The organism is Actinoplanes sp. NPDC051861 (genome assembly GCF_040681145.1).
Lineage (GTDB): Bacteria > Actinomycetota > Actinomycetes > Mycobacteriales > Micromonosporaceae > Actinoplanes.
Map to the genome: position 1 here is coordinate 1 of NZ_JBFAYE010000003.1, position 19872 is coordinate 19872.

12 protein-coding genes and 1 pseudogene are annotated in these 19872 nt (G+C 70.3%); 11 read left to right on the forward strand and 2 right to left on the reverse strand.

Annotated features, from left to right (window positions below; genetic code table 11):
- Positions 1–113: 113 nt before the first annotated feature.
- Positions 114–833, reverse strand: a complete 720-nt coding sequence (locus tag AB0M02_RS10920) for a hypothetical protein (protein WP_364224547.1) — start codon at positions 831–833, stop codon at positions 114–116.
- A 64-nt stretch (positions 834–897) separates the two neighbouring features.
- Between AB0M02_RS10920 and AB0M02_RS10925 the strand changes: the two genes are divergently transcribed.
- From AB0M02_RS10925 to AB0M02_RS10950, 6 genes and pseudogenes are all read left to right on the forward strand, one after another.
- Positions 898–1104 carry a hypothetical protein gene (locus AB0M02_RS10925; protein ID WP_364224549.1) on the forward strand — a complete coding sequence of 69 codons (207 nt, stop codon included), beginning with the start codon at positions 898–900 and terminating at the stop codon, positions 1102–1104.
- 276 nt (positions 1105–1380) lie between these two features.
- Entirely contained in the window at positions 1381–2571 is a 1191-nt protein-coding gene (tuf, locus tag AB0M02_RS10930; protein WP_364224551.1) for an elongation factor Tu, read from the forward strand.
- Between the two features lie 78 nt (positions 2572–2649).
- A complete protein-coding gene (locus AB0M02_RS10935) occupies positions 2650–3321 on the forward strand; it encodes a FadR/GntR family transcriptional regulator (RefSeq protein ID WP_364224553.1) in 672 nt (223 codons plus the stop codon).
- Positions 3322–3457: 136 nt separating this feature from the next.
- Positions 3458–6181, forward strand: a complete 2724-nt coding sequence (locus tag AB0M02_RS10940; protein ID WP_364224555.1) for a carbohydrate-binding protein — start codon at positions 3458–3460, stop codon at positions 6179–6181.
- Positions 6182–6195: 14 nt separating this feature from the next.
- Positions 6196–6948 (forward strand): annotated as a pseudogene (locus AB0M02_RS10945) (ThuA domain-containing protein); the annotation flags it as partial.
- 411 nt (positions 6949–7359) lie between these two features.
- Positions 7360–10164, forward strand: coding sequence for a PQQ-dependent sugar dehydrogenase (locus AB0M02_RS10950; protein ID WP_364224557.1), 2805 nt, complete (start codon positions 7360–7362; stop codon positions 10162–10164).
- 12 nt (positions 10165–10176) lie between these two features.
- Here the strand turns inward: AB0M02_RS10950 and AB0M02_RS10955 are convergent, their stop codons facing one another.
- Positions 10177–11199, reverse strand: coding sequence for a LacI family DNA-binding transcriptional regulator (locus AB0M02_RS10955; RefSeq protein WP_364224559.1), 1023 nt, complete (start codon positions 11197–11199; stop codon positions 10177–10179).
- 120 nt (positions 11200–11319) lie between these two features.
- Here AB0M02_RS10955 and AB0M02_RS10960 point away from each other — a divergent pair, with 120 nt between their 5' ends.
- The 5 genes from AB0M02_RS10960 to AB0M02_RS10980 are packed head-to-tail and all read left to right on the forward strand — an operon-like array spanning position 11320 to position 19855.
- Positions 11320–12597: an extracellular solute-binding protein gene (locus AB0M02_RS10960; RefSeq protein WP_364224560.1), complete on the forward strand. Its 1278-nt coding sequence runs from the start codon at positions 11320–11322 to the stop codon at positions 12595–12597.
- 56 nt (positions 12598–12653) lie between these two features.
- Positions 12654–13535 (forward strand): sugar ABC transporter permease, encoded by an 882-nt coding sequence (locus AB0M02_RS10965; RefSeq protein WP_364224562.1) that lies wholly within the window; start codon positions 12654–12656, stop codon positions 13533–13535.
- Positions 13532–14416: a carbohydrate ABC transporter permease gene (locus AB0M02_RS10970; RefSeq protein ID WP_364224564.1), complete on the forward strand. Its 885-nt coding sequence runs from the start codon at positions 13532–13534 to the stop codon at positions 14414–14416. The genes AB0M02_RS10965 and AB0M02_RS10970 overlap by 4 nt, the downstream gene beginning before the upstream one ends.
- A complete protein-coding gene (locus AB0M02_RS10975) occupies positions 14413–17073 on the forward strand; it encodes a hypothetical protein (RefSeq protein ID WP_364224566.1) in 2661 nt (886 codons plus the stop codon). Before AB0M02_RS10970 ends, AB0M02_RS10975 begins: the two co-directional genes overlap by 4 nt.
- Positions 17074–17098: 25 nt before the next feature.
- On the forward strand, positions 17099–19855 hold the full coding sequence (locus AB0M02_RS10980; protein WP_364224568.1) for a discoidin domain-containing protein: 2757 nt from the start codon (positions 17099–17101) through the stop codon (positions 19853–19855).
- Positions 19856–19872: the final 17 nt, after the last annotated feature.

Sequence of the window (19872 nt, forward strand, 5' to 3'; positions counted from 1 at the left end):
CCGCGGCCGGCGGACACACCGCACGAACCACCCGGCACTCCAACGCTCGACAGAACACTTGCCGAACGCAACGCCACACACCACAGAAAGGTTACTAAGACGACAAACTACCGCTAGATGTCGTTCGGGGAGAGCAGACGTTCGGCCCGCAGGTGGTCCGGCTCGGGCAGGGCGAACACGCTCTTCGGGTTGCGGGGGGCGAGGTCGGAGTCCGGTACGCCGTTCTCCCAGGTGATGTGCCCCCAGAAGTCGACCTCGTCGGAGGCCAGCGCCGCCGCGGCCCGGCCGACGTCGCCGGTGGCGCCGAGCGTGCGCATCGCCTCGGTGATCAGGGCGACCGCCTCCGGGGTGCCGGCCGCCGCGTCACCGAAGGCCGGGGCGAGCAGCAGCAGCGCCCGCGCCCGCCGGACCGGGTCGTCCTGCCGGGCGGCCACGCCGGCCAGCTCGGGCCAGGACAGGCCGGGACCGCTCTGGTGCCCGTCGACCGACGCGATCAGGATCGCCGGCGCGCCGCCGCCGGGCAGGATCAGATAGTCCACGCCGCTGTCCTCGTCGAGGTTGCGGAACACCACCGCGAGCTCGGCGCCGTCGCGCAGCGGCACGCGCAGCACCTCCCAGCGGTCCGGGTCGACGTAGTCGTACAGGTCGTCGTCGGCGGAGGCGTTCCACACCGTGGCCAGCAGGTCGTCCGCGTCCGAGACCATGAGGGTGCGCAGGTAGCAGGCCCAGAAGCCGGGCATGCCGAGGAGCCGGCGGCCGTCGGTGAGCAGCGCCGCGACGTCACGGTCGGGGTCGCCGTCGTCGAAGAGATTCTGATAGCCGCCGAGATCCATGGCGGCAGCCTAGCGCCGTGAAAACCGGGTGGCGCGGGAGCGTGTGCCGCGCCACGATCGAGGGGTGCTGATGATTCTCACGCCGCCGCTCCGGGAGTACCGCCGGCCCGGTCCCGTGCTCTTCCGGGGTGGACCGCCGCCGCGTTACGAGCCGCCCCGGCAGCCCGAGCCGTTGCGGCGCCGCCGCCGGGTCCAGCGCTACCTGCCCGGCCAGTCCCGCTTCACCCGGGCGGCGCACCGCGTCCGCCGGCCGCTGCGCCGCCGCGTCTGAGACCCGCGACCGGAAATTCGGTCGCGGTCAGAACGGTTACGCCCTACCGTGCTGTTCATGTTCTTCGCGCCCGGTCTGCGGCTGCCCCTCGTGGCGGCTCCCGCGTGCGCGGATCTTCTGAAGAACGGCGCTGATACCCGACTCTGACCCTTCCCCACCAGCAGCAGAACCCAGGGGAAGGGTGGCTGCTCCGTGCGCGGTTCTGGCGCGTCCCGGCTGGCATCGGGACTGCGTGACACCCCACGCCTCGCATCCAGTGAGGAAGTCAGAAGAGAAATGGCCAAGAGCCAGTTCATCCGCAACAAGCCGCACGTCAACATCGGCACGATGGGTCACGTCGACCACGGCAAGACGACCCTGACCGCCGCCATCACCAAGGTTCTCGCCGACCGCGACCCGGCCTCCAACCGGTATGTCGCGTTCGAGGGGATCGACAAGGCCCCGGAGGAGGCCGCGCGCGGGATCACCATCACCATCGCCCACGTCGAGTACGAGACGCCGCAGCGCCACTACGCGCACGTCGACATGCCCGGCCACGCCGACTACGTGAAGAACATGATCACGGGGGCGGCGCAGGTGGACGGTGCGATCCTGGTCGTGTCCGCCCAGGACGGGTCGATGCCGCAGACGCGTGAGCACGTGTTGCTGGCGCAGCGGGTCGGCGTGCCGTACCTGGTGGTGGCTCTGAACAAGAGCGACATGGTGGACGACCCGGAGCTGCTCGACCTGGTGGAGCTGGAGGTCCGCGAGCTGCTCAGCGCGTACGGTTTCCCCGGCGACGAGGTGCCGGTCGTGCGCGTCAGCGCGCTCAAGGCGCTCGAGGGCGACCCGGGCTGGACCACGAGCATCGTGGACCTGCTCGACGCGGTCGACGCCTACGTGCCGGTTCCGCCGCGTGAGCTGGGCGAGCCGTTCCTGATGCCGATCGAGAACGTGCTGTCGATCAGCGGGCGCGGCACGGTGGTCACCGGCAAGGTGGAGCGTGGCGAGCTGCGCGCCGGCGAGCCGGTGGAGGTGGTCGGTCTCGGGCCGACCGTCGCCAGCGTCGCGACCGGGCTGGAGATGTTCGGCAAGGTGCTCGAGTCGGCGCAGGCCGGCGACAACGCCGCCGTCCTGCTGCGCGGGATCAAGCGCGAGCAGGTGCAGCGGGGCCAGGTGGTTGCCGCGCCCGGCAGCGTGCGTCCGCACCGGGTCTTCAAGGCGAGGATGTACGCGCTGACGAAGGAGGAGGGCGGACGGCACACGCCGTTCGAGGCGAACTACCGGCCGCAGTTCTACTTCCACACCACCGACGTCCCGGGTGGGATGGACCTCGGCGACCGCGACCTGGTCATGCCGGGTGACACTCTCGAGGAGGTGACCGTGACCCTGGGTAAGGAGATCGCCCTGGAGGTGGGTCTCGGCTTCGCCGTCCGCGAGGGCAACCGCACGGTGGCCGCCGGTACGGTGACCGCACTGCTGGACTGAGACCTCCGAGCTCTGGTCTTCCCGGTCGAGTCTCTCGGCCGGGAAGACATCGGATGTCGGCGCGGTAGCATCGGGAGCGTGGCGCTGACCGACGATGCGATCGGCAAGATCAAGAACATGATCATGTCGGGTGAGCTCGGCCCGGGTGACCGGCTGCCCCGGGAGGCCGACCTCGCCGCGCACCTCGGCCTGTCGCGCAACTCGCTGCGTGAGGCGGTCCGCGCGCTGTCGATGATCCGGGTGCTGGACGTGCGCCAGGGCGACGGGACGTATGTGACGAGCCTCGACCCCGGCGTGCTGCTGGACGCGCTGAGTTTCGTCGTGGACTTCCACCGTGACGACACCGTCCTGCAGTTCCTCGAGGTCCGCCGCATCCTCGAGCCGGCCGCCACCGCCCTCGCGGCGGAGCGGATGAGCGACTCCGACATCGAGAAGCTGCAGGCACTGCTCGACGAGCTCGGCCCGGAGCCGACCGTCGACGCGCTGGTCGCCAACGACCTGGAGTTCCACCGGCTGATCGCGGCCGGGGCCGGCAACGGCGTGCTCTGCTCGCTGATCGAGGGCCTGTCCGCACCGACCACCCGCGCCCGGGTGTGGCGGGGGCTGACCCAGGAGGGCGCGGTGACCCGCACCCGCGAGCAGCACCAGGCCATCCACGACGCGCTGGCGGCCCGGCGGCCGGACCTGGCCCGGTCGTGGGCCACGGTGCACATCGCCGGTGTCGAGGATTGGCTGCGCCAGGCCCTCTGACGGGATTCATCCCATGTCTTGATGCACTGCAGGCGTGAAAACAATGACGCCTGCCGATTGACCGTGCCAAACATCGGATGTTAAATCCTTGTCACGCCTCGATTTCGGAGCGCCTCCTCCGGCGAAGGACTCCCCGATGAAGCTGCGCACCCCCCTCGTCGCCCTGCTTGTCCTAGGCGCCACCCTGGCCGTGCCGACGACGGCACGGGCGTCCACCACCGACCACGCGTTCAACTCCGGCACCGGTGCCCTGAACGTCGACCGCGCCGCCTATCTGTCCCGGCACGACGTCGTCTACAACTCCCCGAACACCGACCCGGTCAAGGGCCTCACCGTCGGCAACGGCCGCACCGGCGCGATGGCGTGGCAGCAGAACGGCCTGACCATGCAGGTCTCCGGCGTCGACCTGGCGCAGCAGTCCACGTACGCGGCCGGCCTCGTGAACCTGGCACTCAACCCCGGCTTCACGACGTACCAGCAGCGGCTGTCGCTCTACGACGGGACCCTGACCACCCGGTACGACAACACCCGCACGGTGACCGTGATGGGCTCGCCGAACTCCGAGGTGATGGGCATCAACGTCCAGGACGCCCAGCCGGGCAGCAGCGTCGCCCTGGACCTGAGCCTGTGGGACCTGAGCACCGTGCAGAACATCGCCGACGTGCCCAACCTGGACACCTGGCGGCAGGCCAGCACGTTCGCCGACTCCACCGGGGTGGGCCTGAGCCGGGGCCAGACCGACGCGAACGGCTTCGGATACACCCTGGCGGCCACCGTCGAGGGCGCCTCCTACAGCTCACAGGTGGTCAACGGCACCCGGGTGCGGCTCAACATCACCCCGGACAGCGACTACACGATCTGGTTCACCGCGGCCAGCCGGATCAACGCGCCCAACCGCAACTCGGTCCAGCAGGCGCGCGACCAGCTGGCCGCGGTCAAACAGACGGGGTACGCCACCACGCTCACCAACTACAAGAACTGGTGGCACGCGTTCTGGGCGAAGTCGTTCGTGCAGTACAACACCGGCGGCTCCGACGGCGACTACCTGGAGAACGTCTACTACCTGGCCACGTACATGATCGCCGCCGGTGGGTACGGCAACTACCCGGTGCACTTCATCAACGGCGTCTTCCGGGCCACCCAGGACAACTCCAAGTGGAGCAACGGGTACTGGTACTGGAACCAGCGCGACGTCTACAACTCGTTCTACAGCTCCAACCACCCGGAGCTGATGCGCACGTTCAACAACCTCTACTCACGCAACTACGGCGCGCTGCGGTCGTACACCCAGACCCGGTACGGCACCGACTCGCTGTGGGTGCCCGAGACGATGGGCTGGGACGGCAACGCCCGCGGGACGATCAACAGTGACTACGTCAACGACCTGTACTCCACCGGGTTCGAGGCCGCGTACAACATGTACCTGTACTACCGGTACACCAATGACGCGGCGTACCTGCGCGACGTCGCGTACCCGTTCATCAAGGAGTCGGCCCGCTTCTACCAGAACCGGCTGTCGCGCAACGGCGCGCAGTACTACATGGCCAGCTCGAACGTGCACGAGACGTACTGGGACCAGCGCAACGCGATCACCGACCTGGGCGCGATCCGCAAGCTGTTCCCGCTCGCGATCGACGTGTCCACGCAGCTCGGACTGGACTCGGGCCTGCGCTCGGGCTGGCAGGACGTGCTCAACAACCTGGCGCCGTACCAGGTCTCCAACGGCGCCTACCTGCCGCACGACCCGCCGATCTCGCAGACCCGCAACAACGAGAACCCGGTCCTGGAGTTGGTCTGGCCGTACGACCTGAGCGGCATCGGATACCCGGACACCCAGACGCTGATCAACTCCTGGAACGTGCGGCCGCACCCGTACGGCAACGTCTGGTCCAACGACCACGTGCACGCCGCGCGGCTCGGCCTGGGTCAGCAGGCGCTGCAGGGCATGCGGACGATGCTGCAGAAGTACCAGAACCACCCGAACGGCATGACCACCAACACCAACGGCGTCCTCGAGTACCTCGGCATCCACCTGGCCGCGATGAACGAGTCGCTGATGCAGTCGTACAACGACAAGATCCGGGTGTTCCCGGCGGTGCCGGGCGACTCCTCGTTCGTCGGCAAGTTCACCCTTGCCGCCAAGGACGGCTTCCTGGTCAGCGCCGAGCGCGAGGGCGGCGAGACCAAGTACGTCGGCCTGCGCAGCCTGCACGGCAAGCAGGCCCGGGTGGTCAACCCGTGGGGCAACCAGGAGATCCGCGTCCGCCGCGCCTCCGACAACGCGATCCTGACCACCAGCACCTCCGGTGAGGTCGCGTTCGCCACCGCCGCCAACACCACGTACGTGGTCGAGCGGACCGCCAAGCCGCTGAGCAACTACTCGGCCACCACGCTGACAGCCTCGGCCAACAACGGCGTCAAAGCGCTCAGCGGCACCGCCTCGACGCTGGGCACCGGCGGCGGGTCACAGCCGTCGCAGGGGCTCGCGCTGCGGGCCGTGGCCAACAACAACTACGTGCGTGCCGGCTCCTCCCCGCTGATCGCGAGCGCGACGTCGATCGGGGCCTCGGAACGCTTCGACGTGATCGACCTCGGCAGCGGCAACGTGGCGCTGCGGTCGCGGGTCAACAACCAGTACGTCGCCGCCGAGAACGCGGGCGCCAACCCGCTGATCGCCAACCGGGCCGCGGTCGGGCCGTGGGAGACGTTCGCCCGGGTCAACAACAGCGACGGCACGATCAGCCTCCGGGCGACGGTCAACAACAAGTACGTGGTGGCCGAGAACGGCGGCGCGGCGGCACTGATCGCCAACCGCGACGCGATCGGCCCCTGGGAGAAGTTCTACCTGGTCAGCGGATGAGAGCGAGGAGCATCATGCGTACACGTCTGATGGCGGGCCTGCTCGGCGCGGCCCTGGCGATCGTGGCGGCACCGCCGGCCGCCGCCGTCGCGGCGCCGGTGACCAAGGTCCTGGTGTTCTCGAAGACGGCCGGGTTCCGGCACTCGGCGATCCCGAACGGCATCGCCGCGATCCGGCAGCTGGGCACGGCCAACGGGTTCTCGGTCACCGCCACCGAGGACGCCGCCCAGTTCACGACGGCGAACCTGGCCCAGTACCAGGCGGTCGTCTGGCTCTCCACGACCGGCGACGTGCTCAACAGCGCCCAGCAGACGGCGTTCCAGTCGTACATCGGCGCGGGCGGCGGTTACGTGGGAGTGCACGCCGCCGCCGACACCGAGTACGACTGGGCCTGGTACGGCGGACTGGTCGGCGCGTACTTCCAGTCGCACCCGGCCACCCAGCAGGCGGCCGTACGGGTCGAGGACACCGGCAACGTCGCCACGGCTCATCTGCCGCAGCGCTGGATCCGCACCGACGAGTGGTACAACTACCGGGCCAACCCGCGGGCCCGGGTCCGGGTGCTGATGAACCTGGACGAGACCAGCTACTCCGGCGGGTCGATGGGCGACCATCCGATCACCTGGTGCCACAACTACGGCGGCGGCCGGTCGTTCTACACCGGACTCGGGCACACCGAGGAGTCGTACACCGACCCGAACTTCACCCGCGTCCTGCTCGGCGGCATCCAGTTCGCCGGCGGCGCGGTGGCGTCCGACTGCACCCCGCGGACCACCCCGGTCCCGGCCGGTACGGCACTGCGCGCCCGCGCCAACAACAGGTTCGTCACCGCCGGCACCACGAACCTGATCGCGAGCGCCACGACCGCGGGCACCGCCGCCGAGCGGTTCGACATCGTCACCCTCTCGCCGGGCACCGTCGCCCTGCGCTCACGTGCCAACAACCTGTACGTCTGCGCCGAGAACAGCGGCACCGCGCCGCTCGTGGCCAACCGCGCGTCGGCCGGGCCGTGGGAGACGTTCAGCCTGATCACCAACGGCGACGGCACCGTGAGCCTGCGTGCCCAGGTCAACGGCCGGTACGTGTCCGCCGAGAACGCCGGCGCCGCGCCCCTGATCGCCAACCGCACCGCCATCGGCACCTGGGAGAAGTTCGATCTCGTCACCGGCTGAAGGGAAATGTCCATGCGTCTTCCCCGGCTTCTCGCCGCCGGTCTGCTGCTCGGTGCCGCCGCCCTGGTGGCGGCACCGGCGGCCGCCGACCCCGTACCGCCCGCCGACTATCAGCAGGTCGCCCTCGCCACCGGCTCGGCCGAGCTCGGCGAGGCCATGTCATTGGCCGTCCTGCCGAACCGCTCGGTCATCCACACCGCCCGCAACGGGACCGTCCGCGTCACCGACGTGGCCGGCAACACCAAGGTGGCCGGCACCATCCCCGTCTACACCCACGACGAGGAGGGCATGCAGGGCGTCGCCGTCGACCCGAACTTCGCCACCAACCGGTGGATCTACCTCTACTACTCGCCGCCGCTGAGCACACCGGCCGGCGACGCGCCCACCACCGGCACCGCGGCGGACTTCAACGCCTGGAAGGGACACCTCAACCTGTCCCGGTTCACGCTCAACGCCGACGACACCATCAATCTTGCCAGCCAGGTGGTCGTGATGACCGTCGACAACGACCGTGGGCAGTGCTGCCACGTCGGCGGCGACCTGGACTTCGACGCCGCCGGCAACCTGTACCTGACCACCGGCGACGACACCAACCCGTTCGAGTCCGACGCGTACACGCCGATCGACGAGCGGACCAACCGCAACCCGCAGTTCGACGCCCAGCGGTCCTCGGCCAACACCAACGACCTGCGCGGCAAGGTGCTGCGGATCAGGCCGCAGGCCAACGGCACGTACACGATCCCGGCGGGCAACATGTTCGCGCCCGGTACGCCGAACACCCGCCCGGAGATCTACGCGATGGGCTTCCGCAACCCGTTCCGGATGAGCGTCGACAAGCCGACCGGCATCGTCTACCTCGGCGACTACGGGCCGGACGCCGGTGCCGCGAACGCGAACCGGGGGCCGGGCGGGCAGGTCGAGTTCAACCGGGTCACGAGTCCCGGCTTCTACGGCTGGCCGTACTGCACCGGCAACAACACGACGGCCGAGACCTACAACGAGTACACGTTCCCGTCCGGGCCGTCGCAGGCGAAGTACAACTGTGCCGGGGGACCGGTGAACAACTCGTTCCGCAACACCGGCCAGCAGACCCTGCCGGCCGCCAGACCGGCCTGGATCCGGTACGGCTTCGACTTCACCCCGCCGGAGTTCGGCGGCGGCTCGGAGTCACCCATGGGCGGGCCGGTCTACCGCTACGACGCCGCGCTGAACTCCTCGATCAAGTTCCCGCAGTCGCTGGACGGCCGGTACTTCGCCGGTGAGTACGGCCGCCGCTGGATCAAGGCGATCACGGTCAACAGCAACGGGACGTACGGCGAGATCTCCGCCTTCCCGTGGACCGGCACCCAGGTGATGGACATGGCGTTCGGGCCGGACGGCGCCCTGTACGTGCTCGACTACGGCACCGGGTCGAACAACCAGGCCCTGTTCCGGATCGAGTACATCGGTGGCGGCAACCGCAGCCCGATCGCCGTGGCCGCCGCGAACCGGACGTCCGGGCCGGCGCCGCTGACCGTCACGTTCTCCTCGGCCGGCAGCTCGGACCCGGAGGGCGGTGCGCTGTCGTACCTCTGGACGTTCGGCGACGGCACCACGTCGACGGCGGCGAACCCGACCAAGACGTACACCACGAACGGCCGGTACACCCCGACGCTGCGGGTGACCGACCCGGCCGGCCTGTCCGCCACCGCCAACGTGGTGATCAACGTCGGGAACTCGGCACCCACGGTCAATCTGACCTCGCCCGCCGACGGCGCGCTGTTCTCCTTCGGCGACACCGTCCCGTTCACGGTGAGCGTCAGCGACCCGGAGGACGGCACGATCGACTGCTCCCGGGTGACGGTGGCGTACTTCCTCGGCCACGACAGCCACCAGCACCAGATCACCTCGAAGACCGGGTGCACCGGGACGCTCACCGTGCCGGCCGACGGCGAGCACGACAACGCGGCCAACATCTACGGGGTCTTCGTCGCCTCCTACACCGACAACGGCGGCCTGACCTCGACGAACCAGAAGATCCTGCAGCCGCGGCACCGCCAGGGTGAGCACTTCGGCACGCAGTCCGGCGGGGTGCAGATCGCCCAGCACGCCGCGGCCGAGGGCGGCGCCACCGCCGGATTCATCGACAACAACGACTGGATCTCGTTCCGGCCGTACCACCTGGCGACGGCGACCCAGTTCGTGGCCCGGGTGGCGTCGGCCGGTGCCGGCGGAACCATCGAGGTGCGCAGCGGCTCGGCCACCGGCCCGCTGCACGGCACGGCGACCGTCGCCAACACCGGCGGCTGGGAGAACTACACGACCGTCACCGCCGCCCTGACCGGGCTCCCGTCCGGCACCACCCAGCTCTACCTGGTCTTCAAGGGTGGCGCCGGCAGCCTGTTCGACCTCGACGCGTTCACCCTCAACAGCGGCCCGGCCGCCGGCGGCTCGACGCTGCGGGCGCTGGCGAACAACCAGTTCGTCAGCGCCGCGAACTCCACGACCGCGCTGATCGCCAACAGGACGACGGCCGGGGCGACCGAGCGCTTCGACGTGGTCGACCTGGGCGGCGGCAACGTGGCGCTGCGGTCGCGGGCCAGCAACCTGTACGTCACCGCGGAGAACGCCGGCGCCAACCCGCTGATCGCCAACCGGGCGGCGGCCGGGCCGTGGGAGACCTTCGCGCTGATCCGCAACGCCGACGGCACCGAGAGCCTGCGGGCCGCGGTCAACTCCCGGTACGTCACCGCGGAGGGCGCCGGCGCCCAGCCGCTCATCGCCAACCGCACCGCCATCGGACCGTGGGAGAAGTTCGATCTCCAACCCTGACCCTGGATAACGTTATCTCAGCTCGGCCGGTGCGATCTCGCCGGAGCCGCGGGCGATCAGGCCCGTCGGCACGGTCACCGTCTGCACCGGCCGGGTGGGGTCGGCGGTTCGCTTGACCAGCAGGTCGATCGCGATCGAGCCGATGCGCCGGCTGTCCTGCGCGACGACGGTCAGAGCCGGGCGGAGGATGTCGGCGAGGGGGAAGTCGTCGAAGGCGACCATCGCCAGCCGCCCGGCACCGGCGCCGAGCTGGCGCAGCACCTCGATGGTCGTCTCGGCGTTCCCGGTGATCAGCGCGGTGGCGCCGGTCCGGTCCAGGCCGTCCAGGACCGCCGCGACGCGGGCCGGCGAGACCGGGCCGGGGTGCACCATGCCGTCCAGCGGGCCGCCGCCGGCCGCCACACACGCCCGGAACGCGGCGGCGCGCTCGCGGCCGGTGAAGATGCGCTCGTCGTCGCCGACGTAGCAGATCCGCCGGTGGCCGTGCGTGGCCAGTTGCCGGTAGGCCATCCCTATCCCGGAGGCGTTGTCGGAGATCACCGCGTCGACCGCCACCCCGCCGGCCGGGCGGTCCACCGCCACCACCGGCATCCCGGCCTCGATCTCGGCCGTCAGATAGTCGTGGCGCGGCCCGATCGGCTCGATGACCAGGCCGTCCACCCGGCGCCGGCACATCGACAGCACGGCCTCGCGCTCGCGGTCCTCGTCGTCGTCGGTGGAGACCGCCAGCAGGGCCAGCTGCTGCTCGCGGGCCGCGTGGTCGACCGCGTCGAGCACCGGATGGGCGTCGGCCAGGTTGCGCACCGCGGCGCCGATCGTGCCGCTGCGCCCGCGCCGCAGCTGCTGCGCGCGCTCGTCGGGGACGTAGTCGAGCTCGGCGATCGCGGCGCGGACCCGGCTGACCAGGTGCGGCCCGACCGTCGGATCGGCGTTGACCACGCGCGACACGGTGCGCAGCCCGACACCGGCCGCCGCCGCGACGTCGAGCATCGTGGGTCGCTTGCGCGGTCCGCGCTGCTCCGAAACCTCGACCATCGGCTCATCCTTCCTGCCGCAACGCCCTTGACACCACTCCGAAACTTCGTAAGCTCCGGGATAACGTTATCTCAAGCGATCTTCCTCTCCCCACCAGCCCTTCTCGGCAGGAGTAGAACCGTGATACGGAAACCGCTGCTCGCCGCGGGTCTGGCCGGTCTCCTCGCCTTCACCGCCGCCTGTGCCGGCGGCGAGGATTCAGGCGACAAAGACGGTCAAACCACGCTGACATACCTTGTCTTCGAGACTCCCAGCCTCACCGCGAAATTCTGGGACGAGTCGATCGCCGCGGCGGTCGCCGAGACCCCGGGCGTCACCATCGAGAAGATCGTCGCGCCGAGCACGGACCGCGACGCGTACGCCAAGCAGCTCCAGCAGTCCGGCCAGTTCCCCGACCTGCTGCAGTCGATCACACCGTCCAACTTCGCCGGCGCCGGGCTGCTCAAGGCGTACGACAAGGCGTGGATCGACGCCAACTTCCTGCTGCCGTCGGCCAACACGCTCAAGGGCGAGGTCTACATCCCGCCGACCAACTCGCAGATCGTGCCGCAGGTCTACTACCGCAAGAGCCTGTTCGCCAAGGCCGGAGTCGCCGCCGCCCCGAAGAACTGGGCCGAGTTCCTGGCCGCCTGTGACCGGCTCAAGGCCGCCGGGATCACCCCGATCGAGCTGGGCGGCGCCGACCCGTTCGCGGCCGGCATGCCGCTGGTCGGCATCGTCAGCGCCGACATCCTCGGCAAGAACCCGAACTGGCTGCAGGACCGGTACGCGGGCAAGGTCAGCTTCAGCGACCCGGACATGGTCACCGCGGTCGGCAAGTACCGCACGCTCGTCGCGGGCGGCTACTTCGACAAGGGCGCGCTCGGTGTGAAGTACGCCGACTCGATCACCCGCTTCACCGGCGGCAAGTCGGCGATGTACCCGATGGGCAGCTGGTTCCTCGGCTCGGTGCCCAAGGAGAACGCCGGCGACTTCGGCTCCTTCCCGTGGCCGACCGACGACGGCTCGGTCGTGGTGCCGTTCGTCGGCGGCGGCTCGATGGCGATCAGCGCCAAGGCCGAGAGCACGAAGCTCGCCGAGGACTTCGGCCGCGCCTGGTCGCTCAACCCGGCCAACCTCAAGGCGCTGATCGAGACCGACGGCGCGTTCCCGATGATCAAGGGCAAGGCGCTCGACGACTACCAGGTCACCGTCAGCCAGGTGTTCAAGGACTCCTACGCCTATGTGACCGAGGAGAACAACAAGGTCTCGGCGATCGCCTGGGCGACCAACGACGACGCGCTGCCCCCGGGCGTCAACGACGCGTTCTACGCCGCCGGGCAGGCCCTGTTCACCGGCGACGACGTGGCCGGGGAGCTGAAGAAGCTCGACGAGGCCTGGACGACCGCCACCCGATGACCGGCCGGCCGGGGACACAACCCCCTTGGTCCCCGGCCGGTCCCTAGGAGTTGTGAATGCGCACGACCCGGCACACCGATCGCGGGCTGACCCTGGCGGCCGGCCTGGCGATCGGCCTCTACCTCGTCTTCCTCGTCCTGCCGCTGCTGCTGAGCCTGCGCAGCAGCCTCACCAATGAGAACCCGCTGCGCGGCACCTCCGACTTCATCGGCCTGCGCAACTACACCGAACTCGCCGGCGACGAGAGGCTGCGCGCCAGTGTGACGTTCACGCTGGTGCTCGCGGCCGGCGTCACCGTCGCGGCCAACGCGCTCGGCGTCGGATTCGCGCTCCTGCTCAACCGCACCAGCCTCAGCTACCGCGTCATGCGTACCCTCGCCTTTCTGCCCCAAGTGCTCAGCGGCGTGATCGTGGCCTTCGTCTGGCAGACCGTCCTGACGCAGAACGGCCTGCTCAACAACGTCCTGGTGAGGGTGGGACTGCTCGACGAGCCGTTCCCGTGGCTGGGCAGCCCGAACGCCGCACTGATCTCGATCGGCGTGGTGGTCACCTGGGTGCTCAGCGGTTTCACCACGGTGGTCTACCTGGCCGCGCTGCAGAACATCCCGCTCGAGCTGCACGACATGGCCTCGATCGACGGGGTACGCGGCACCCAGCGCTTCCGCAAGGTCACCTGGCCGATGATCGCCCCCGGCACCACGATCAGCGTCACCATCTCGCTGATCACCGTCCTCAAGCTGTACGACATCATCGCCGTGCTCACCGGCGGCGGCCCGGCCGAGTCGACCCAGTCGACCGCGCTCTACATCGTCAAGCTCGCCTTCACCAGCGACCGGGTCGGGTACGCCAGCGCCGCCGCGATGATCCTGCTCGCCCTCTCCGCGCTGATCGCGCTGACCGTCACCGGCTTCCTGCGCCGCCGCGAGGTGACGCTGTGACGCTGCTGCAGAACCGGCCGGCCGCCGCCGCACACCCGGACCCGGCACCATCACGGCCACGGCGGCGCGAACCGTTCCGCGTGCTGATCGCCGCCGCGGTCACCCTGCTGTTCGTCGCGCCTATCTACCTGATGCTGGTCAACGCGTTCAAGTCGCAGGAGGAGATCCTGCGCAACCCGGTGTCGCTGCCGCTGCCGCCGACCACCGGGAACCTCGTCCAGGCGCTGACCCGCCCCGACCACCTGATCCTGATCGGCCTGCGCAACTCGCTGATCGTCGTGGTCTGCTCGGTCGCACTGCTCGTCCCGCTCGGCTCCGCGCTCAGCTTCTGGCTCTCCCGGCGCGGCGGGCGGCTCAAGGCGCTGATCCTGTTCGTGCTCGCCGCCGGGCTGATGATCCCGCCGCAGGTCACGCTGCTGCCGACGATCCGCATCCTGACCTGGCTCGGCCTCGACCACAGCTATCCCGGGCTGATCCTGTCCAACCTCGGCGGCGGTTACCTGTCGTTCGCGGTCTTCGTGTACGTCGGCTTCCTGCGCTCGGTGCCCGACGACATCGTCCAGGCCGCCCGCCTCGACGGCGCGAGCGGCCTGCGCATCTGGTGGCAGATCGTGATGCCGCTGGTCCGCCCGGCGACCGCCACCGTGGTCATCTTCCTGTCCCTGTGGATCTGGAACGACTTCCTCAACCCGCTGTTCATCCTCGGCCCGCTGCAGGGCCAGACCATCACCACCGGGCTCTACCTGACGATCGGACAGTACTCAGTGGATTACGGCCAGCTCTTCGGCATCATGTTCCTGGCGGGCGTCCTGCCGGTCATCGGCTACCTGACCGTGCAGAAGCAGTTCGTCGCCGGTCTCACCGCGGGCTCGGCGAAGTGAGCGCGGTTCCGGACCTCGACGAGGTCGCGGGGGAGTGGGTGACGGCCGGCGATCTCGGCCACCTGCCGTCGCTGCGCAACCAGCGCGGCCAGGCACACGTCAACCACGACCTCACCTCGGTCTCCTGGCTGGCCGCCCCGCCCTTCACCGGCGGTTACCACACCGGTGTGCTCAGCGTCGACGATGTGCCGCTCACCGCTCAGCGGTTCCTCTGGAAGCCGTGGGGGGTCAGCCGCGAGCACCGCGACGATCGCATCCTCGTGCGGAGCGACACCGCGATGGCGTTCGAGGCCGACCGCCTGCTGTGGCGGATCACGGTCACCAACACCGGGCCGTCACCCACCAAGATCAAGATCAAGCAGCAACTGTACGGGACGATCGCGCACTCGCCGCAGGGTTGGGGCTGGCTGCACACGGTGCCGTGGAACGCGCACGCCGAGCACGACTACCACGCCCTCGAGCGCATCCGTGCGACCACGTTCGCCGACGTGCCGTACCTTCTCGGCGCCGGTCCTCGGCGGATGCGCCTGGGCCGGCCCCGCCTGCCCGGCATCCAGCGCGACGAGGAGACCGCGCCGATGCTCCTGGAGTACGAGCTGCCCCGGCACGTCAGCGCCGACACCGTCTACCCGCACCGGTCGTCGGTGCGAGGCGCGGTCCGCGGCCTGCCCGGCCAGACCGGCACGGCCGAGCTCACCGACGACACCGAGGTCGTGCTGGACTCCTTCGCCCTCGAACCCGGGCTGCTGATCAGCGGCGAGTTCCGCCTCGACGACCCCGGGCACGACGGGGTGCTGTTCACCCACGGCAACACACCCGACTCGCTGCAGGTCGGCGTCGAGGGTGGCCGTCTCTGGGTGGCGATCAGCGGGGAACGAGAGATCGCCGCCGAGCCGCTCGTACCGGGGCGGTGGCACCGGATCGCGGTCGGCGTGGCGGAGCGGGACGTGACGTGCAAGGTGGACGGCACCGAGGTGGCGCGCACCGGGCACTGGACGCGGGCGGTGCGATGGCGGCCCACCGTGGTGGACGGGATGGTGACCGTCAACGACACACGATCGCCGGCTGTTGCCGCGTACGCTTTCTCCGTACCCCCGGATGATCTTGCGCCGCGGGGAGCCGGCGCCCTGGCGACGTGGCTGCTGGATCTCCCACCCGGTCAGTCGGCGGAGATCGGTTTCGTGTGTGCCTATGGCACCGGCGACGTGACTCACGCGGCGCAAGCGGGCGCGGCAGGTCTTGACGCCGCGTTCGCAGCCACCGAGACCGGATGGCGCGACCTGTGGCGATCGGCCTTCACCCCGGGTAACCAGACCTTCAGCGGGCACCTGCCGGTGCTGAGCACGCCGGACGCCGGGCTGTCCCGGGCCTACTACATGGCCGCGCTGCTCGCGCTCTACCTGCGCAGCACGACAGCCGGCCGGACCACGCCGATGTTCCTGACCGGCGGACCGAGGCTCGGCGCCACCACCACCTACTTCTGGGACCACACCGAGTGGAGCCGGATGTACGCGATGCTCGACCCGGCCGGCCTGCGCGAGTGGCTGACACGCGCGCTGTCCGGCCCCTACGAGGAGTCGTTCGGCTTCGACCTGTGGGGCGGCGGCCCGCTCGGGAACTACTACGTGGCCAACGACTACGCGCTGTTCCGCCTCGTGGAGCACTATGTCGGCGTCACCGGCGACGTCGCGTTCCTCTCCGTGACAGCGGGCAGTCGCACGGTGCGTGAGCATGTCGAGCGGCTCGCCTACGGTTTCGCCGACCGGCGCACCGCGGCCACCGGCGGGGTGCTCGCCGACTTCGGGCCGGACGCGTGGACGGTCCTGGAGTGCGTGCCCGGCTACGTCAACGCGATGGCCTCGTTCAACGCGGCCTACGTGAAGATGCTGCGCTCCTACGCCGCGCTGCTGCGACACCTCGGCGAGGACGCCGACGCGGTCGTGGCCGACGGGCACGCGAACACCATCGCGGCAGCCGTCCTCGACCTGTACGCCGGCGGCGGGCGCTGGCAGATCGCCCACCCGTCCGGCCGCTCGGCCATCGGCCACGTCCTCGACTTCGGGCTGGTAGCCGCCTCGATGCACGACGACCTGCCGGCGGCCTACCGCGACGAGATGGTCTCGTTCGTCCAGGAGTCGCTGCTGGCCGGGCCGTGGATGCGGGCGCTGGCGGCGGACGACCCGATGGCACCGTTCTCCGACCGCCCCGACCACGGCGCGGGCGGCGCGTTCGGCGCCTGGCCCGGCGTCACGGCGTACGGACTGGCCAAGCTCGGCCGGCCCGGTCTCGCGGCCGCCGTGCTCGGCAGAACTCCCCTTGCGGCCTCCGGCGGCCTCTGGGGGCAGGCGATGGAGCTCGTCCCCGGCCCGCCCGCCGGCCCGGCCGCGGTTTTCGGCCCGGCTGCGTCCTCTGGCTTGGCTGCGTCCTCTGGCCCGGCTGCGGTTCGTGCTCGGGTCGCGGGTCGTGGCGTGGCCAACCGGGACTCCATCGCGGGGGCGGCGATCGCGGAGGCGGTCATCGCCGGCCTCTTCGGCGTCGAGCCCGGCTACTCCACCCTCGGTTCCTCCCGACCCGGCACCACCGTCTCCGTCCTCGGTCTCGGCTCGCTGTCGAACCTGAACCTCCGTCCCGCACCGCAGTGGGCCGGCACGAGCTGAGTCCGCCCTCTCGAAAGGGCTCCTCATGTCCAGACGCGTCCTCGCAGCGGCGCTCGCCGCCGCGGTCGTCGTGGCCGGCCCGGCGGTCGCCGCCCGGCCCGCCGCGGCCGCCACACCCACCCCCGACCAGCAGTGGGCGGCGGTCCAGTCGCTGCTCGCACCGATCACCGCTCGATGGACCAGCGAGAACTATCCGGACGCGGTCGTGCAGGGCATGCCCAGCACGGCCCTGCTCGGCAACGGCGACATCGGCGTCACCTCGGCCGGCAGCCCCGGAGTCAAGACGTTCCTCATCGCCAAGGGTGACTTCTGGCGCGGCAACCCCGGGCCGGCGATCGTGCCGGTCGGCGGGGTCAGCCTGGCCGCGGCCTCCGGCGGGCCGTCCGGCGGCAACCTCGCGCTCGGTGCCACCGCGACCGCGACCAGCTCGCATCCCTCGTTCCCGCCGTCGCGCGCGGTCAGCGGCGCGTGGGGTGCGGGCTACGAGGGCTGGGTCTCCGAAGTGGGCAAACCGCAGACGCTCACGATCGACCTCGGCACGGCGAAGACGTTCAGCCGCTATGTCGTGCGGCACGACAGCGCGGCACGGCCGGCCGAGACGGCGAACAACACCCGGAACTTCCAGCTGCAGACCTCCACCGACAACAGCACCTGGACGACGGCCGACACGGTCACGGGGAACACGGTTGGCCAGAACGAACGTTCTTTCTCGCCGCGCACAGCGCGGTGGGTGCGGTTGGTGGTCAGCGAACCGACTCAGGGCACGACACCGGACTCGCAGCAGAATCCACGGGCGCGGATCGGTCAGCTCGAGCTTTACGCCGGCCCCGGGTCCTCGGCTCCCACGACCTTCGCTGAGGAGCAGAACATCCTGCGTGCTGAGGTGGACACGACGATGAGCCTCGGCGGCCAGCCGGTGGTGCTCAAGACGTGGCTGGCGGCCGGCACCAACGTACTGGTCACCCAGATCCGGTCCGCCGGGTCGGCACCGGTGCGCCTGGAAGCGCGGACGTTCGCCGGGGCGGTCAGCCCGGCCGGCGGATACACCCAGACCAGCGGGGTCTCGGGCAGCACCCTGTGGGCGTCGCGGACGACGCCGTCCGGTTCCAGCTTCGTGTCCCGCGCCGCCCTGGCCACCCGAGTGCTCGGCGCGACCGCCGGGACAGCGTCGTCGTCCGGCAGCACCGCGCGGTTCCAGTTCGACCTGGCGGCCGGCCAGGCCGTCCGCCTCGTCACCGCTGTCGCCGGTGGCGGCGTCAACCCGGCGGAGCCGGCCCCGTCCGCGCGCGGGCTGGCCGACGCGCAGACCGCCGCCGGGCTGGACACCGCCTACAACCAGCACCTGGACTGGTGGCGGCAGTACTGGCTGCGCTCCTACGTCGACCTCGGTGACGACGTGCTGGAGCGCTTCTACTACGCGGCTCAGTACTTCCTGGGCTCGGCGAGCCGCAACGGCAGGACGGCGCCGGGGCTCTACGGGTTGTGGATCACCCGGGACGACCCGTTCTTCAGCGGCGACATGCATCTGAACTACAACTTCATGGCGAACTTCTACGGGGCGTACTCGTCGAACCGGGCCGAGTGGGCGCTGCCGCACATGGACCTGATCTCGGCGTACCTCCCGGAGGCCCGCCGCCGCTCCACCCAGGACCTGCAGCGGGTCAACTCCGGCTACGTCACGCCGCGCTTCGGCACCGGCGGCATCCCCGGTGGAGTGCTGTTCCCGGTCGGTATCGGCCCGTTCGGCAGCACCCCGGACAACAACTACTGGCAGCAGGTGAGCAACTCGCTGTTCGCGGTCACGCAGTTCATCGCGTACTGGGACTACACCCGCGACCAGAACTATCTGCGCAACCGGGCGTACCCGTTCATGAAGGAGGTGGCCACGTTCTTCAGCCGATGGATGGAGTACGACCCGGCCACCCGCCGCTACACCACCTGGGGCGGCCCGCACGAGGGCACCTGGGCCCGCAATCCCAGCCCCGACGTCGGCATGCTGCGCTACCTGCTCACCAGCCTGCTGGCCGCCAGCAGTGAGCTGGGCGCCGACGCCGGGTCCCGCCCGCAGTGGCAGCAGATGCTCGACGGCCTGCCGCCGATCCCCACCACCACCTCGGGCGGCCGCACCGTCTACGCCCTGGGCGACCCAGGAACGGTCAGCGACGGCCGCGCGATCCGGCCCGGCGACAACACGGTCAACCTGGAGTTCATCCATCCCGGTGAGGGGCTCGGCCTGAACTCGTCGGCAGCGGACCGGCAGCGGGCGATCGACACGCTCGACGTGATGAACTCGTGGGGCCAGGAGAACAGCTTCCCGAAGGTGTTCACCCAGGCCGCCCGGGTGGGTTATCCCGCGGCGTCGCTGATCGACCGCCTGAAGCAGCAGGTCACCGCGAAGACCGACGCCAACCTGCGGATCCGCGACATCCATCACGGCCTGGAGAAGTCCGGTGCCACCGAGGCGGTCAACAACCTGCTGCTGCAGAGCGACGACGGCGTCATGCGCGTCTTCCCGGTGTGGCCGTCCGGGCGGGACGCGAGCTTCGTGCGGCTCCGCGAGAAGGACGCGTTCCTGGTCTCCAGCCGGGTGGTGTCCGGGCGGGTCGACTACGTGGACGTGACGAGCGAGCAGGGACGGCAGCTCCGGCTGCGCAACCCGTGGCCGGGCCGCACGGTCCGGGTCGCCGAGGCCGGCGGCGGCACGATCACGCCGACGGTCAGCGGCGACGTGATCTCGTTCCCGACGCGGGCCGGGGCGACCTACTCGATCTCGTCGCCCTAGGTGGGCTGTCGCCGGCG

Coding starts and splice junctions, on each gene's coding strand:
- AB0M02_RS10955 (WP_364224559.1), bottom strand. CDS start 11,199: ATGGTCGAGGTTTCGGAGCAGCGCGGACCGCGCAAGCGACCCACGATG.
- AB0M02_RS10920 (WP_364224547.1), bottom strand. CDS start 833: ATGGATCTCGGCGGCTATCAGAATCTCTTCGACGACGGCGACCCCGAC.
- AB0M02_RS10950 (WP_364224557.1), top strand. CDS start 7,360: ATGTCCATGCGTCTTCCCCGGCTTCTCGCCGCCGGTCTGCTGCTCGGT.
- tuf (WP_364224551.1), top strand. CDS start 1,381: ATGGCCAAGAGCCAGTTCATCCGCAACAAGCCGCACGTCAACATCGGC.
- AB0M02_RS10980 (WP_364224568.1), top strand. CDS start 17,099: ATGTCCAGACGCGTCCTCGCAGCGGCGCTCGCCGCCGCGGTCGTCGTG.
- AB0M02_RS10965 (WP_364224562.1), top strand. CDS start 12,654: ATGCGCACGACCCGGCACACCGATCGCGGGCTGACCCTGGCGGCCGGC.
- AB0M02_RS10940 (WP_364224555.1), top strand. CDS start 3,458: ATGAAGCTGCGCACCCCCCTCGTCGCCCTGCTTGTCCTAGGCGCCACC.